The organism is Psychrobacter sp. UBA3480 (assembly GCF_002377945.1).
GTDB lineage: Bacteria > Pseudomonadota > Gammaproteobacteria > Pseudomonadales > Moraxellaceae > Psychrobacter.
On the sequence record NZ_DFQV01000033.1, the window covers coordinates 314,700 to 330,829 of the forward strand.

12 protein-coding genes are annotated in these 16,130 nt (G+C 43.8%); 11 read left to right on the plus strand and 1 reads right to left on the minus strand.

The features are described 5' to 3' along the window. Positions 1–80: 80 nt before the first annotated feature. Positions 81–1,322 carry a glutamine-hydrolyzing carbamoyl-phosphate synthase small subunit gene (carA, locus tag B2863_RS14260; RefSeq protein WP_296211714.1) on the minus strand — a complete coding sequence of 414 codons (1,242 nt, stop codon included), beginning with the start codon at positions 1,320–1,322 and terminating at the stop codon, positions 81–83. A gap of 501 nt (positions 1,323–1,823) precedes the next feature. On the opposite strand from carA, the gene B2863_RS14265 reads away from it, so the two are divergent. The 11 genes from B2863_RS14265 (at position 1,824) to B2863_RS14315 (ending at position 15,920) form a co-directional block, all read left to right on the plus strand. Then, the gene (locus tag B2863_RS14265; protein ID WP_296211716.1) at positions 1,824–2,360 is read left to right on the plus strand and encodes a gamma carbonic anhydrase family protein; all 537 of its coding nucleotides are present in this window, start codon (positions 1,824–1,826) and stop codon (positions 2,358–2,360) included. Positions 2,361–2,517: 157 nt separating this feature from the next. Continuing rightward, the gene (locus B2863_RS14270; protein ID WP_296211718.1) at positions 2,518–3,219 is read left to right on the plus strand and encodes an HAD family hydrolase; all 702 of its coding nucleotides are present in this window, start codon (positions 2,518–2,520) and stop codon (positions 3,217–3,219) included. A 124-nt stretch (positions 3,220–3,343) separates the two neighbouring features. Further along, positions 3,344–4,439, plus strand: a protein-coding gene (gene prfB, locus B2863_RS14275; RefSeq protein WP_102078362.1) for a peptide chain release factor 2 whose coding sequence is annotated in 2 segments (ribosomal slippage) — positions 3,344–3,415 and positions 3,417–4,439 — 1,095 coding nt in all. Because the reading frame shifts where the segments join, the coding sequence is not laid out codon by codon here. A 61-nt stretch (positions 4,440–4,500) separates the two neighbouring features. Beyond that, positions 4,501–4,785, plus strand: coding sequence for a pyrimidine/purine nucleoside phosphorylase (locus B2863_RS14280; protein ID WP_057760713.1), 285 nt, complete (start codon positions 4,501–4,503; stop codon positions 4,783–4,785). Between the two features lie 210 nt (positions 4,786–4,995). Then, the gene (locus B2863_RS14285; protein ID WP_296211722.1) at positions 4,996–6,126 is read left to right on the plus strand and encodes a DNA topoisomerase IB; all 1,131 of its coding nucleotides are present in this window, start codon (positions 4,996–4,998) and stop codon (positions 6,124–6,126) included. Between the two features lie 308 nt (positions 6,127–6,434). Next, the gene (locus B2863_RS14290; RefSeq protein ID WP_296211725.1) at positions 6,435–8,150 is read left to right on the plus strand and encodes an AMP-binding protein; all 1,716 of its coding nucleotides are present in this window, start codon (positions 6,435–6,437) and stop codon (positions 8,148–8,150) included. Between the two features lie 72 nt (positions 8,151–8,222). Then, the gene (locus B2863_RS14295; protein ID WP_296211726.1) at positions 8,223–9,014 is read left to right on the plus strand and encodes an SDR family NAD(P)-dependent oxidoreductase; all 792 of its coding nucleotides are present in this window, start codon (positions 8,223–8,225) and stop codon (positions 9,012–9,014) included. A 111-nt stretch (positions 9,015–9,125) separates the two neighbouring features. Beyond that, on the plus strand, positions 9,126–9,617 hold the full coding sequence (locus B2863_RS14300) for a L,D-transpeptidase family protein (RefSeq protein WP_296211727.1): 492 nt from the start codon (positions 9,126–9,128) through the stop codon (positions 9,615–9,617). A gap of 399 nt (positions 9,618–10,016) precedes the next feature. Next, a complete protein-coding gene (clpB, locus tag B2863_RS14305) occupies positions 10,017–12,614 on the plus strand; it encodes an ATP-dependent chaperone ClpB (protein WP_296211728.1) in 2,598 nt (865 codons plus the stop codon). 206 nt (positions 12,615–12,820) lie between these two features. Continuing rightward, on the plus strand, positions 12,821–14,098 hold the full coding sequence (locus B2863_RS14310) for a PQQ-dependent sugar dehydrogenase (protein WP_296211729.1): 1,278 nt from the start codon (positions 12,821–12,823) through the stop codon (positions 14,096–14,098). A 178-nt stretch (positions 14,099–14,276) separates the two neighbouring features. Next, complete coding sequence (locus B2863_RS14315; protein ID WP_191113839.1) at positions 14,277–15,920, plus strand: BCCT family transporter; 1,644 nt, start codon at positions 14,277–14,279, stop codon at positions 15,918–15,920. Positions 15,921–16,130: the final 210 nt, after the last annotated feature.

A 16,130-nucleotide genomic window follows, 5' to 3' on the forward strand; every position in this document is an offset into this window, starting at 1 on the left:
TTGCAGTGCTTTATTTAATGCCGCTTGAACCGCTATGGACGATTCAAGCGTTTACTTATTATGTAGTTATAATCAACCGTTTACGCTTGGGCAGTTTTAGACTGTTCCATCATATCCGCAAACTTATCAAACAATGGCGCGCAGTCATGTGGACCAGGGCTGGCTTCTGGGTGACCTTGGAAGCTAAATACAGGCTTATCGGTCAGCTCGATACCTTGGTTGGTACCATCAAATAGTGAGCGATGAGTAGATTTAACGTTGTCAGGTAGCGTGTCTTCATCAACCGCAAAACCATGGTTCTGACTGGTAATCATAACCGTGCCAGTCGCCAAGTCTTGTACTGGATGGTTGGCACCATGATGGCCTGTTTTCATCTTGATGGTATTTGCACCGCTAGCCAGACCAATCAGCTGATGGCCTAAGCAGATGCCAAACGTTGGCACGTCAGTTTGCTCAATGATGTGGCGTACCGCATCGATAGCGTAATCACAAGCTGCAGGATCACCAGGGCCGTTTGATAAGAAGATGCCATCTGGGTTCATTGCTAGCACATCAGCGATAGGGGTCTGTGCTGGTACAACCGTTACGTGACAACCGCGGTCGACGAGCATGCGTAGGATGTTGGTTTTGCTACCGAAGTCATAAGCGACTACGTTGTGTTTAGAATCGATGTGAGTGCCGAGTTGCTTAAAGAAGCCGCCAGTACCGCTATCATGACTACCAGGGATATCGCGGTTGAGTAGGGTGTCTGATAAATCCCAGGTACCCGCTGTCCACTCGAAGTTCTCTTTAGTACAGCATTCTTTTGCCAAGTCCATGCCTTTTAGACCTGCAAAGCCTTTCGCTAACTCAATCGCTTTTTGCTCATCGTCGCTACTGATCGTCTCGCCGTTTGAGGCAGTCATGATACAGCCGTTCTGTGCACCTTTATCACGTAATAGACGTGTTAGCTGACGGGTATCAATTTCAGCGATAGCCACTGTCTCATTACGCTGTAAATAGTCGCTAAGTGACTCTGAGTTACGGAAGTTAGAGGTTACCATGGTGGCATCACGGATGATAAGACCGTCTGCCCATACTTTATGGCCATTGCCAGATTCTGTGTCCTCAGCGTTGGTGCCTGTATTACCGATATGAGGGTAAGTCAAAGTCACTAGCTGGCGGGCATAACTTGGATCGGTTAGGATTTCTTGATACCCTGTCATGGCTGTGTTAAATACCACTTCACCAATACGATGACCTAGGCTGCCGATACTGACACCTCGAAAGATTGTACCGTCTGCTAGTGCCAAAATTGCTTGTATTTCTGCCGATGAATTCAAGGATTGCCTCCGCTGTTATTGGTGAGTGCCATCATGTTTTGTTGGTCTAAAATTGCTCCGTATCCTTTTATTTACGGCATTTGACTGTTGTCATATAAAAGTAAAAAAGGGCGACACACAAAAATTTTCCACAAAAAAGCGAGAAGACATTATTGATGAAAACTACAAAACCCACTAGATAGTGAATAGGTAACTTGCATCATGTCCGCTCGCTTAGGCACAGATTTTGCGTATTATATACAAAATAGACGGTTATAGCTAGCCGATTTACTGGATTAATAGTCATTTCATGGCTAATAATCCGGTCTTTATAAAGATATTGACTTTATAAAATAGCCTAAGCAGAAACTGACTCCTTTCTCTTTTATCAAAATCAACATCTAGCGTGTATTAATAGCGCTGGATTTTCGCAGTTGGCTTTGCCACAATGGACAGCGAAGCGCTAGACCCAATTTTTATGATCGTTTGTTATGACAATAATGAAGATGACAAGGAGTCGTTATGATTTATCAGTATTTAGACAAAACCCCAGAGTTTGCTGTGCCGTTCAACGGTTGGGTAGCAGATTCAGCGCAAGTGATGGGCGATGTATATTTAGGCCATCAAGCCAATATTTGGTTCGGTGCAGTGATACGCGGTGACAATGATCGTATTCATATCGGTGACTATAGCAATGTCCAAGAAAACAGTGTGATTCATACTGATGCAGGTATCAAAGTCACTATTGGTAATTACGTGACTATCGGTCATCTGGCTATGCTACATGGCTGTGAAGTCGGTGATAATAGCTTGATTGGCATTGGCGCTGTGGTACTTAACAATGTCAAAATCGGTAAAAACTGCCTGATAGGGGCGAAAGCCTTGATTACTGAAGGTCAGGTTATTCCTGATAACTCGCTAGTGATGGGCGCGCCTGCAAAAGTGGTCAAGACGCTAACAGATGAGCAAGCCGCGATGCTAAAAATGTCAGCGCTACATTATGCTGAGCGTTGCCAGAAATTTAAAACAGGCTTAACAGAAATAGCAATGCCTGACTAAGGGTAAGTAAACGAGCTAAGTTTAAATAGATAGACGATAGGGCGCATACTTATTTCATTGATAGACTGTTCAATTAATACGCTCAGCCTTAATGCATAATGTACCCAATTTTATTAAATAATTCATATTTTTTCGCAACCAACGATAAGGTCTCACCATGCAGGCAAATCAAGCACAAACAAAACAAAAACAACTGGCACTATTTGATTTAGATCATACATTACTTGATGTCGATAGCGATTATCTCTGGGGTGAGTATATCGTAAAGCATGACCTTGTCGATGAGGCGCAGTACCGTACTGCCAATCAGAAATTTTATAATGACTATATTGAAGGCACGCTAGACGCGACAGAGTACAATGAGTTTGTCGCGCAGTTTTTAAACAGTCTGCCGCTTGATAGACTGGATGAGCTAAGAGAAGACTATATCAAAAGCGAAATCGAGCCACATATTCGCCCAAAAGCAATGGAAGCATTGTGTCAGCACATTGAGCAAGGGCACGATGTAGTGATTATTTCTGCGACCAATGATTTTGTAGTGTCGGCCATTGCCAAGCGTTTTGGTGTAGAAGAAGCCAATGTATTGGCAACGCCATTAGAGATCAAAGATAATCGCTATACAGGTAAGCTAACTGACAGACCAAACTTTCAAGCGGGCAAAATATACCATTTGGATAAATGGCTAAATAAACAGCAAGCCTCTGGTATCACGTTTGAAAAAACGTATGCGTATTCAGATTCCAAAAATGATATTCCGTTACTCGAATGGGCTGATGTGGCCGTTTGCGTATCACCTGATGATGCGTTACATGCACATGCTTTGGCCCATCGATGGGCAGTAGAAGATTGGTCGATCTAGATTATTTAAGATAGTAATAGTAGCAACATTGGCATCAGCGATAATTAGCGAACCATTTAGTATCAATCTCATTTAAAATAGCGCCACATGCGTTATTTATTTTATTAGAAAAACAGGAATATTTATGGAAATCAATCCGTATCAAGAACAGATTAAAGATTTATCAGAGCGTGGGCAGGACTTGCGGAGGTATCTTTGACTTCGATGGTAAGCAAGAACGCTTAGAAGAAGTCAATTTAGAGTTAGAAAACCCTGAGCTATGGAACGATCCAGAGCGCGCGACCAAAATTAATAAAGAAAAAAGTCACCTTGACGGTGTCATCGATGTGGTGGTTTCTCTTGAAACCACACTAGAGGACGCGTCTGCTATGCTAGAGTTGGCAGTCGAAGCAGAAGATGAGTCCTTGCTAGCTGATGTGCAGAGCGAGCTAGATAGCGCCGAGAAACGTGTCGCTGATTTAGAATTCCGCCGAATGTTTAGCGGTGAGATGGATCCAAACAACTGCTACTTGGATATTCAGTCAGGCAGTGGCGGTACTGAAGCGCAAGATTGGGCTGAGATGCTGCTGCGCATGTATACACGCTGGGCAGAAGCTCATGGCTTCAAAGTAGATGTGATTGAAGTGTCCTCAGGTAGCGTGGCTGGTATCAAGTCGGCAACCATTGAGATTAAAGGTGATTATGCCTTTGGTTGGTTGCGTACCGAAATTGGTGTCCATCGTCTAGTACGTAAATCACCATTTGATAGTAATAATGGTCGTCATACGTCGTTTGCTGCGGTGTTTGTCTCGCCTGAGATTGACGACAACGTCGAGATTGATATCAATCCTGCGGATTTGCGTATCGATACCTATCGCTCATCTGGGGCGGGTGGTCAGCACGTAAACACGACAGATTCTGCGGTACGTATTACCCATGAGCCGTCGGGCGTGGTAGTGACCTGTCAGAATGAGCGTAGTCAACATGGTAACAAAGCCACCGCGATGAAAATGCTGCGTGCTAAGCTGTATGAGCTTGAAATGCAAAAACGTATGGAATCACAGCAAGCAGTCGAAGATGGCAAGTCTGACGTCGGTTGGGGCAGTCAAATTCGCTCGTACGTGCTCGATGACTCACGTATCAAGGACTTGCGTACGGGTGTTGAAACCTTTAACACCGGAGCGGTGCTAGATGGTGACCTCGATCAGTTTATCGAAGCGAGTCTAAAAGCAGGACTGTAAAAGGCCGTTTTAAATAAGCAGCCGTTTTAAAATAGTAACCAATATTTAATTAAGGAAAATTATGCCAAGCGTTAATAATTATTTTGATGATAAAGTGACTTCTATTGCTTTTCAAACGGCGACCAAGCCTGCGACTGTCGGCGTCATGGAAATTGGTGAATATGAGTTTGGCACCAGTGAATTCGAAACCATGAGCGTGGTGAGCGGTGCATTGACGGTTAAGCTGCCAGAGAGTGATGAGTGGCAAACGTTTAACGCTGGCGAGCAATTCACGGTTGAAGCCAATCAAAAGTTCCAAGTAAAAGTAGACGTCGAAACCGCTTATCTATGTGTATATGGTAAATAACGACTTCTAAGTTATAGCAGTATCAAAACGAAAAATGCCAAGTATTTTATGCTTGGCGTTTTTTTTGTGTCATATTTCAAATAAATTTTAAGCTACTATCCTGAAAACCATGTTTTACACAGCATTACACTTTGTCTGTGCCAAATAAACAGCAAAAACTACCGTCATTAATTATGCTAAAGCCATGAATTATTAAAGGTATACAGGTTTATGACAAAGGCAACAGTAAAGGCAAGCCAGCAAACAATGACCAAAGACGTGCGTCATGATTACGAGCATCTCGCACGCCGTGCTAATTTGCGTTATGTGAGTGACGATGAACCGGGCTACGAGCGTAGACGTTGGGGTCGCGGCTTTACTTATCGTGATGCAACGGGCAACACGGTCAAAGACAAAGCATTGCGTCAGCGTTTTGATGCATTGGTGATACCGCCTATGTGGTCAGAGGTCTGGATATGTCAAGATGAAAGAGGCCATCTGCAATCAACAGGGCGAGACGAAAAATCACGCAAACAGTACTTGTATCATCCGTCATGGAACAATATCCGTGACCAAGCAAAGTTTGATGCGATGATAGGATTTGCAGAGGCATTGCCCAATCTACGCGCGCAGGTGGAGATAGATTTGGAAGCAGAGTCGTTATCACGTACCAACGTACTCGCTGCCGTTGTTAAATTGCTAGAGACCACTTTGATTCGTATCGGTAACAGCCGCTACGCCAAGCAAAACAAAAGCTATGGTCTGAGTACGCTACGCAGTAAGCATGTCAGTGAAACCGACAATGGACTGGCGTTTGATTTCGTCGGAAAAAGCGCAAAAGAACACCATATTGAGCTGCAAGATGAGCGATTGATTGACATCGTGCAGGCCTGCTCTGAACTACCAGGTTATCAGATATTCAAATATCTAGATGACAACGGACATAAGCAAGTCGTCGACAGTAGCGATATCAATGATTACTTACGGATGCATACGTGTGGCATGGACTGTGAAAGCAAGCTGTACAGCGCAAAGGATTTTCGCACATGGATGGCCAGTGTACTCGCGGCAAGCTACCTATATGATGAGCTACAAACGTCTGCAGGTGCTAGCATACTTGCCAGTGCACCAGAAAGCGCTGAGCGACAGCAATTAGTCACTGATATGGTAAAAAGTGTGGCAGCAGAACTAGGCAACACGCCGACCGTATGCCGTGCCTCTTATATTCATCCCATTGTCATTGAGCGCTTTTTGGCAGGGCAATTCTTTGAGGCTTACAAACAATCCCGCCGTGGACGAACCAAAAAATACCAAAGCTATGAAGAAAAAGCATTGTTAGGGTTTTTAAGAGCTGATGTTTAAGTGTGAGGTTTTAAATAATAATATTGAGGTGTTAATTCTTTAATAGGAAATTGAAAATATTTGGCAGTATTTTGGCTATTGATTGTAGGTGTCTTCGTGGACTTATAGCGAATTAATGATAATTAGTTATGGATTATCTTTATTTCTATAAAATAAAAATGATACGTTATGTATTGAAATAAACGTAAAAATGCGTTACTAATAGGGCATGATAAATACGAACCTATGAAACGGTCTATAGGATGTGACCGTTTTGCAATCATAAATACCATTTTACCAGTTACTTGCTATTGCTAAAGGATTAGCTTATGAACACCGCCTCTCAAACTCCGACGAATATTGATACAGATACTACCGTCACACCAAAAAACTATACCGATTACTATAATAATTTTAATATGAATACATTGCTGTCAGAAATCTTTGGCGAGCAGGTGAACGATCGACTAAATGCTTATATGGCTTGCTGTGGTCGCCATGTACGCGATGGTCGCGCTGACAATGCTGCGCTAGTACACGAAGACACGGCAGGCAACATAACACGCATGAGTTTTGGTGAGCTTGATAAAGCGAGTGCTCAAATCGCTAACTTGCTACAGTCGTATGGGGTAAAAGCGGGAGATAAGGTAGCGACCATGCTACCGCGCACGCCTGAGCTACTTACTGTTGTATTGGCAACATGGCGTATCGGAGCCGTATATCAGCCGCTATTTACTGCTTTTGGCTATGATTCAATCAAGTATCGGATGGATAAAGCCGACACCAAAGTCGTTTTTACTAACTTAGAAAATCGCAGCAAGTTTGAAGATTTGGCTGAGCAAACCAAAATGGTATTGGTCGGCAGTATGGAAGATGCCCAGACATGGGGTGACGATCACTATGGCCAGTCTATGGCAGCCCAATCGCAAACGATGGAACCAGTATTGCTCGATACGGATGCACCATTTTTGCAAATGTTTACCTCTGGTACGGTTGGTAAATCAAAAGGGGTCAGCGTTCCATTGGCTGCATTACCTGCTTTTTACCTATATATGCGTTATGCCATCGATCTACGCGAAGATGATCAGTATTGGAACATGGCCGATCCTGGCTGGGCATATGGCTTGTACTATGCCATCACAGGGCCTTTGCTACTGGGCATCACCACTTATTTTAATGAAGCAGGATTCGACGCGACCAATACCCGTGACTTTATGGTACGTCATAAGATTACCAATTTAGCCTCTTCACCAACTGCATTTCGAATGATGAAATCTAGTGGCGTGTTTGATAGTGTTAATGAAGGCGCTCATAACGATACTAATGCTAAGCTGTCTTTACGCTGTGCCAACTCGGCAGGAGAGACGCTGAATACCGAAGTGGTCAACTGGGTTGAAACCTATCTGGCGTGCCAAGTCAAAGACCAATATGGGCAAACAGAGACTGGCATGACTTGCTGTGCACATCATGCACTGGCACATGATTGTCCTGTTGGTTCGATGGGTATGGCGCTCCCAGGTCATACGCTAGTCGTATTAGATGATGATATGAATGTACTGCCCGATGGTGAGCAAGGGCAACTGGCAGTTGTCGTCAGTCAGTCACCTGCGTTCTATTTCCGTGGTTATAGCTGGAATGAAAAACAAGCCTTTGTAGATGATTACTATCTGACAGGCGACGTGGTCGAGCGTCATAGTGACGGCAGCTACTGGTTCTCAGGACGTGATGATGACATTATTATTACCGCAGGTTACCGCGTAGGCCCCACTGATGTCGAAAACACCGTATTAGAGCATGAAGCAGTGGCAGAGTCTGCGGCGGTAGGCGTGCCAGATGAAGTGCGCGGTCATACCATCAAGTCTTATGTGGTGCTAAAAGATGGCATCGAAGGCAGTGAGCAAATCGCCAAAGAAATCCAAGAGCTAGTACGTAAACGTCTATCCACTCATGCCTATCCACGTGAGGTCGAGTTTGTGACAGAACTGCCGAAAACGCCAAGTGGTAAGATACAACGCTTTTTGCTGCGTAGTCTGTCTGCTGCATAAATAACTTGGTAAAGCGTCTATAAATTTAATAGAAAAACATCTAATAAGAAGCAAAAATTTAAAGGAATAATCATGCAAGTTAAAGAAAACAGCTTTTTGGTCACAGGCGGGGCATCAGGATTAGGTGAATCAGTGACTCGGGCGATTGTAGATCAAGGTGGTAACGTCGTTATCGCTGATCTAAACGAATCAGCAGGGCAAGCACTAGTCGCTGAGCTGGGTAATAGTGCGCGCTTTGTGCGCTGTGACATCACCAACGGCGATGAAGTGCAAGCAGCCGTTGAGATGGCTGAGTCAGCTTTCGGCGGCTTACAAGGTTCTATCAATTGTGCGGGTGTTGTAGTGGTACAAAAACTGCTAGATCGTGATAATAATCCGGCAGACCTTGAGTCATTTAGCCGCGGGGTCAATATTAATCTGGTCGGTTCATTTAATGTCGCCCGTTTGGTCGCTGCTAGCATTGCCAAGCGTATAGCTAATGATAGCAATGCAGGCGGCTATGTAGAAAAGAATGCAGATCAAGGTATTATTATTAATACAGCCTCTATAGCAGCCTTTGACGGACAAGTAGGTCAAGCCAGCTATTCATCGTCTAAAGCAGGTGTGGTTGGTCTAACCTTGCCACTTGCTCGCGAGCTGGCACGTCATGGTATACGCGTTATGACCATCGCACCAGGTGTCTTTGCTACGCCGATGATGGACAGTATTCCTGAAAAGGCACGTGAGCAGCTAGAAGCAGGTGTGCCATATCCTAGACGTTTAGGCGCTCCCAATGAGTTTGCCAAATTGGTGACTCATATCATCGATAATGCTTACCTAAATGGTGAAGTTATTCGCTTAGATGGTGCAATTCGTATGGTGTAGCAGTCTATTGAGTGATTCATCACTTTTGCACAAAACGTATCTACAGAATCTGGCATAGTGCTTTGATACATATGATTAATGACAAAAAATTAATTATGGGAGTCAGAGTCTATGCCATTTTTTTATAAAAAATATTACTCATCAAAAGAGCAGCGTACGCCTTGGTTGCCCATTATCATTGGTCTTAGTCTAGCTGCCATTGTCAGCACCAGCGCTATTGCTTATGTCAAAAGCACCTCAAAACCCAAGAATCCCATTCCTCCTTCTACAGTCATTGACCGAGTCTTCGTCGACAAATCAGATCGAATCTTAAAACTGATGAGCGATGGTAAAGTTATTAGGTCGTATCGTATTGCGCTAGGGGAAAGTCCATCAGGTCACAAGCAACAAGAGGGCGACCAGCGTACGCCCGTTGGGATTTATACCTTAGATTATAAAAATGAGAACTCTATTGCGCATCGCTCTATTCATATTAGCTATCCCAATGATGAGGACAAGACACGAGCAAAGTCATTAGGGGTCAATCCAGGTGGCGATATTATGATTCATGGGCAAATGAATGGCTTTGGGTATTTGGCATTGTTTAATCAACGACGTGATTGAACAGATGGCTGTATCGCTGTTGCCAATGATGAGATGGATGAAATTATGGATGCAGTGACACTTGGTACTCCTATCGAAATCGTGGAGTAGAATAGTCGGATTGTTATCTAATTTATATTAAGTAGATGCATTATTCATTAACGTATTTAATGGAGATTTATCTTTTATTTGCATTGATAGAATAGCGTTTCTTACCTTTTAACTACTTTTAACTAATATTAATAAATCATTTAAATATTATTAATAATAAATATCATTGCTTTAAGTAAGGTTTTATTTGGTAATCGTCTTGAAATAGGTGTATATATACCTTATATAAGTGACAGATAACAGTGGGCACTGGAATAAGATAATCCTTAGAGGTGCTACTGAGAATACCAATTATAAAAGGATATAGACATGAGATTTGAGAAGTTTACTCAAAAATTGCAGTCCGCTATTCAAGAAGCACAAAGTCTAGCGTTAGGTCGCGATCATACAGGTATTGATCCTGTGCATTTGCTTGCCGTGTTGCTACAAGATGAATCTAATTTATCTATCTGCCAACAAGCAGGTGCTTCTATCCCAGCGCTAAAAAATGGCGTGGCCAAAGCATTGGATAATCAAGCAACGATTTCGGAGCCGACAGGTGACGTCAACCTTAACCCAAACTCGGTAAAAATCTTGAACTTGGCTGATCGTCAGGCGCAAAAAGAAGGCGATGATTTTATCGCAACAGAATGGGTGATGTTGGCACTCGCTGAGCAGGGCGAAACCAAAAAGATATTTGAAAGTGCTGGCGTAACGGCAAGCAAACTAAAAGCGGTGATTGAGCAATTGCGCGGTGATGATACGGTGAATAACCAAAACGCCGAAGATCAGCGTGATGCACTTAATAAATATACGATTAATCTAACTGAACAAGCAGAGCTTGGCAAGCTAGATCCAGTCATTGGCCGTGACGAAGAGATTCGCCGTACTATTCAGGTGCTGTCACGCCGTACCAAAAATAATCCTGTACTTATCGGTGAGCCGGGCGTTGGTAAAACAGCTATCGTTGAAGGCTTAGCACAGAAAATCATCAATGGTGATGTACCAGAAGGTCTGCGCCGTAAAGAAGTGCTGTCGTTAGATTTAGGTGCGCTCATTGCAGGGGCAAAATTCCGCGGTGAGTTCGAAGAGCGTCTCAAAAGCGTATTGAGTGATTTGGCTAAGCAAGAAGGTAATGTCATCTTGTTTATCGATGAGCTGCACACGATGGTTGGTGCGGGTAAATCTGAAGGCGCGATGGATGCTGGCAATATGCTAAAACCTGCATTGGCACGTGGTGAGCTACACTGTGTCGGGGCGACAACGCTGGATGAATACCGTAAGTACATCGAAAAAGACGCCGCGCTTGAGCGTCGTTTCCAAAAAGTGCTGGTCGATGAGCCAACGGTCGAAGATACCATTGCGATATTACGTGGTCTAAAGGAGCGTTACGAGCTGCATCACGGCGTCGATATTCAAGACAGTGCCATTATCGCTGCTGCGCGCATGAGTCACCGCTATATCACCGATCGTAAGCTACCAGATAAGGCGATTGATTTAATTGATGAAGCGGCCAGTCGTCTGCGCATGGAGATGGACAGTAAACCTGAATCATTAGATAAGCTTGATAGCCGTTTGATTCAATTAAAAATGCAGCGTGAAGTGCTCAAAAATGAAGAAGATGCTGGCGCGCAAGCCGAGCGTAAAGTGCTCGATGCGCAAATAGCGGAATTGGAAAAAGAGTATGCTGATCTCAACGAGGTTTGGCAGGCAGAGAAAGCACTGGTCAAAGGCAGTCAACAGCTAAAAGACGAGCTAGATAAAGCCCGTATTGCGTATGACAAGGCTAGCCGCGAAGGCGATTATGAGACCATGAGTAAGCTGCAATACGAAACCATTCCGCAGTTAGAACGACGTATTCATGAGTCTGACTTGGCAGAGCAAAAAGAGCAGACAGGTGAAGGTAGCGGTGTCAAATTGCTACGTAATAAGGTGACAGACAACGAAATCGCCGAAGTGGTTGCGGCCGCGACTGGTATTCCAGTCAGCAAAATGATGCAAGGCGAGCGTGACAAGATGATAGCAATGGAAGAAAAGCTCCATGAGCGTGTTATCGGTCAAAACGAAGCGGTCGAATCGGTGGCCAATGCGGTACGTCGTAGCCGTGCAGGCTTATCTGACCCCAACCGTCCTTCTGGTTCGTTCTTATTTCTGGGACCTACGGGTGTTGGTAAAACCGAGCTGACCAAATCACTAGCAAACTTTTTGTTTGACTCTGAAGATGCGATCGTACGTATCGACATGAGTGAATATATGGAAAAACACAGTGTCAGTCGTTTGGTGGGCGCGCCTCCAGGTTATGTCGGTTATGAAGAAGGCGGTACGTTGACTGAAGCCGTACGCCGTAAGCCATATAGCGTCATATTGTTCGATGAAGTAGAAAAGGCGCATCCTGATGTGTTTAACATCTTGCTGCAAGTATTGGATGATGGTCGCTTAACCGATTCGCAAGGTCGTGTAGTAGATTTCAAAAACACCGTGATCATCATGACCAGTAACTTGGGTTCGCACAAGATACAAGAAATGGTTGGCGAGAGCTACGAGGATATCAAAGCGGAAGTAATGGATTCTGTTGGGCAGCATTTCCGTCCAGAGTTCGTCAACCGTATTGACGAAATCGTAGTTTTCCATCCGCTTGGTATGTCGCAGATGGCAGGTATTGCGGATATTCAATTGGATCGATTACGTCAGCGTATCCAAGAGCGTGAGATGGATATTGAGCTGTCAGCAGATGCGATGAATAAATTGGTTGCCGTGGGTTATGACCCTGTTTATGGTGCTCGTCCTTTGAAGCGTGCCATTCAACAAGAGATCGAAAACCCATTGTCATTGAAACTATTAGCAGGTGATTTTGTCGCTGGTGATATTATCAAAGTCGATGTGGGTGCCGATGACAAGCTAACTTTTGATAAGCTTAGAATGAGCTAATCAGTTTATCCTTGACGTCTTTATGACCCAACTGTACGCGTAATTCAACCCCTTATCTACAATTGTAGGTAAGGGGTTTTTATTTATAAGGCGCGATTTACGTTACTGTTTTTTTACCATTTCGATATCTCTTAAGTCTCAGGACTATGCTATAACTAAATCAATGACTAATAGTATAAGTATCAACTGAATGGAGAAACAGAACGATGACAACCCATATTGAACGTATAAATATGCCTTTAACTTCGCCGCTAATTGTTGCAGCGTTGTTGTTTAGCACTGCTGCGTGCTCCAATCCTTCAGCAGTAAGTACTAGTAATAATAAAAGTACCGCAACAGAATCTCAAGAAGTTTCCATTTCAGATAACGATGCTCAAACCGCCACAAAAAGCACTACACAAACAAAGACTAGCAAGCCTGACTTTACCACCAAAGCAATCGCTACCTTTGATGAGCCTTGGGCTATGACAGCGTTACCCATTGCAGATAGCAAAGCACCAAAATTACTAGTAACACAAAAAACAGGTGAGCTATTTATCGTAGATACCGCGACGGGTAATAAGACTAAAGTCGAAGGCATTCCTACAGTCGCTTACGGTGGTCAAGGCGGCTTGGGAGACATCATCGTGGCTCCAGATTTCGCGACGTCCAATACCGTCTATCTTAGCTACGCAGAAGCAGGAACAGGAAGTGATAGCAATAAATTTGGTGCCAAAGTGATCAAGGCGACACTCTCAGGATTAGAGACAGCCACACCTACGTTGCAAGATATCACGCCTATCTGGCAACAGTCTCCGAAAGTCACAGGGCAGGGACATTATAGTCATCGTTTGCTGTTTTCGCCCGATGGCCGCCATCTATATATCAGCTCAGGCGAGCGTCAAGACAAAGACCCAGCACAAGACATGAATGGCAATTTGGGTAAGATAATACGGTTAAGTCCTGATGGTAACGCTCCGACAGACAATCCGTTTACTGACAATGAGTTGGCCAAACAGTTTTGGACCATCGGACATCGCAATGTGCTTGGTATGGCATTTGATGATAGTGGACAGCTTTGGGCGCACGAAATGGGACCAAAGGGCGGGGATGAATTTAATATTATTGAGAAGGGTAACAATTATGGCTGGCCAGTGGTATCCAATGGCCGCAATTATTCAGGTTTAGACATTCCTGACCATGACACAAAGCCAGAGTTTGCGGCACCCAAAATTACTTGGACACCTGTCATATCACCATCTGCTATGAGCATCTATGCGGCTGGTACTCATAATGACTTTCCTAGCTGGCAGGGCAATGCGCTTATAAGTGGCTTGTCATCTAAAGCGCTTATCGTAGTGGGCATAAACGACGACAATACCGCGGCTGAGCGTTATCGCTATGACATGGGAGAGCGTGTACGCAGTGTGCTAGCAGTAGACGGGCAAGTGTGGACACTTGAAGACGGTAATGATGCACAATTACTCAGATTATTGCCCAAATAACATCTAGATAGCATCGAATTAACGACGTATTTACCTACCTGTATATTTAATTATTTTAATAAAACTATCAAATTCTTTTAGAGTAAATTAATAGTTTTATCAAGTTTTATTTTGTAATAGATTGATAGTTAAGACCTATTTTGTTAAGGTAACGTTCCTTGAAATTTGAGACTTGCACATGGAAGAAGTAAAAGTAGGCAGATTAGGACCTTTTCCGCGGGTAAGTAAACCTGTGTTTATTACATCGTCACTGCTGATTGTTGGCTTTATTATTTTCGGTGCGTTTTTCACCGAAACAGCAGGGGCTGTTTTTAGTTTTTTACAAAATTTTATTACCGATAAGTTTGGTTGGCTATTCATTATTCTAGTTAATACCGCGCTCGCGCTTTGTATTTATTTGGCAATGAGTCGCTATGGTGACATTCGACTAGGTAACCAAACAGAGCGACCGCAGTATAATCTGTTCTCTTGGATTGGCATGCTATTCTCTGCAGGTATTGGTATTGGTCTGGTTTATTGGGGTACAGCAGAGCCGCTGTATCACTTTATGGCACCACCAATGGGCGATGCCGAGACAGTAGAAGCCGCCAAGCAAGCAATGAATATCTCATTTATGCATTGGGGTCTACATGCTTGGGCGATTTATACGATTGTAGCGCTGTCTTTAGCGTACTTCCATTTCCGTCGCGGCCTGCCATTATCGATTCGATCTACTTTGTATCCCTTACTTGGTAAAAAGATCTATGGTCGTTGGGGACACACGGTCGATATCTTGGCTGTGTTTGGTACGATGTTTGGTGTGGTTACCTCGCTCGGACTTGGAGTTATGCAGATCAACTCTGGACTCGAAAAGCTGTTTGGTACGCCTAACAGTCTTACCGTACAGTTTGGCTTGATCGCTTTCATCACAGCGCTAGCGGCAGCTTCAGTCTTGATGGGTTTGGATAAAGGTATTAAGCGCTTAAGTGATATCAATATTGGTTTCACTATCGTCTTATTAGCGTTTATGGTCATCTTAGGACCAACGCTATTTATCTTTGATAGCTTTATCGAAAACATCGGCAACTATCTGACTGTGATTGTACCTCTAGGTACATGGGGTGAGTCTTATAGCGGTACAGATTGGCAAAGTAGCTGGACGATATTTTATTGGGCATGGTGGGTTAGTTGGGCACCATTCGTTGGTATCTTTATTGCCCGTATCTCTCGTGGCCGTACTATCCGCGAATTTACGCTTGGTGTACTACTGATTCCAATGCTGATTTTGTTCTTCTGGTTTACCACCTTTGGCGGCGTTGCTGTTCATATGGAGCTTGCTTCTGCTGTGTCAGGTGTTAGCCCAGGATTGGTAGAAGCAGTACAAGCGGATTCTGGTAGTGCCATCTTTAAACTGGTTGAATACTATCCATTGGCAAAACCAATTACGCTACTGATTGTCGTTATGATTATGCTATGGTTTGTGACCTCGTCAGATTCTGCTAGCTTTGTCATCGATATGTTGACTGCTGGTGGCGATACCAACCCACCGAAAATCCAGCGCTTATTTTGGGCAACGACAGAAGGCGTTATCGCTGCTATCTTACTAGCGGCTGGTGGACTGTCTGCTCTACAGGCGGCAGCGATCGTAGCAGGACTACCATTTGCCTTAGTGGTCTTTGTGATGATGTATGCGCTACTGCGTGGTTTGAGTCGTGATCGTCTGATTCTATACAGAGCGCAGCAAGGCTTTATTACGGATGAATCAGCAGACCATAACTCAGCGAATGAGTTCGTCGATGAGCATCTGCTAAAAGGGCCGCCTAAGATTGTTAAAGGTGACTAAGAAGTAGATAGCATTAATACAGCTACTTAATCTTTTGATAGAAGAAGCCCCAATTTACTTTTAAATTGGGGCTTCTTTATTGGGTAAAGATATTTAAATTTATTCCGAACAAATTCAGTTTGTCGAAATATTATTGCTGCAATGTTACTACGATTTCTATACATTCGGCAGTATTTACATGGTGTTATATTTAGTGATTCGTTCATACCT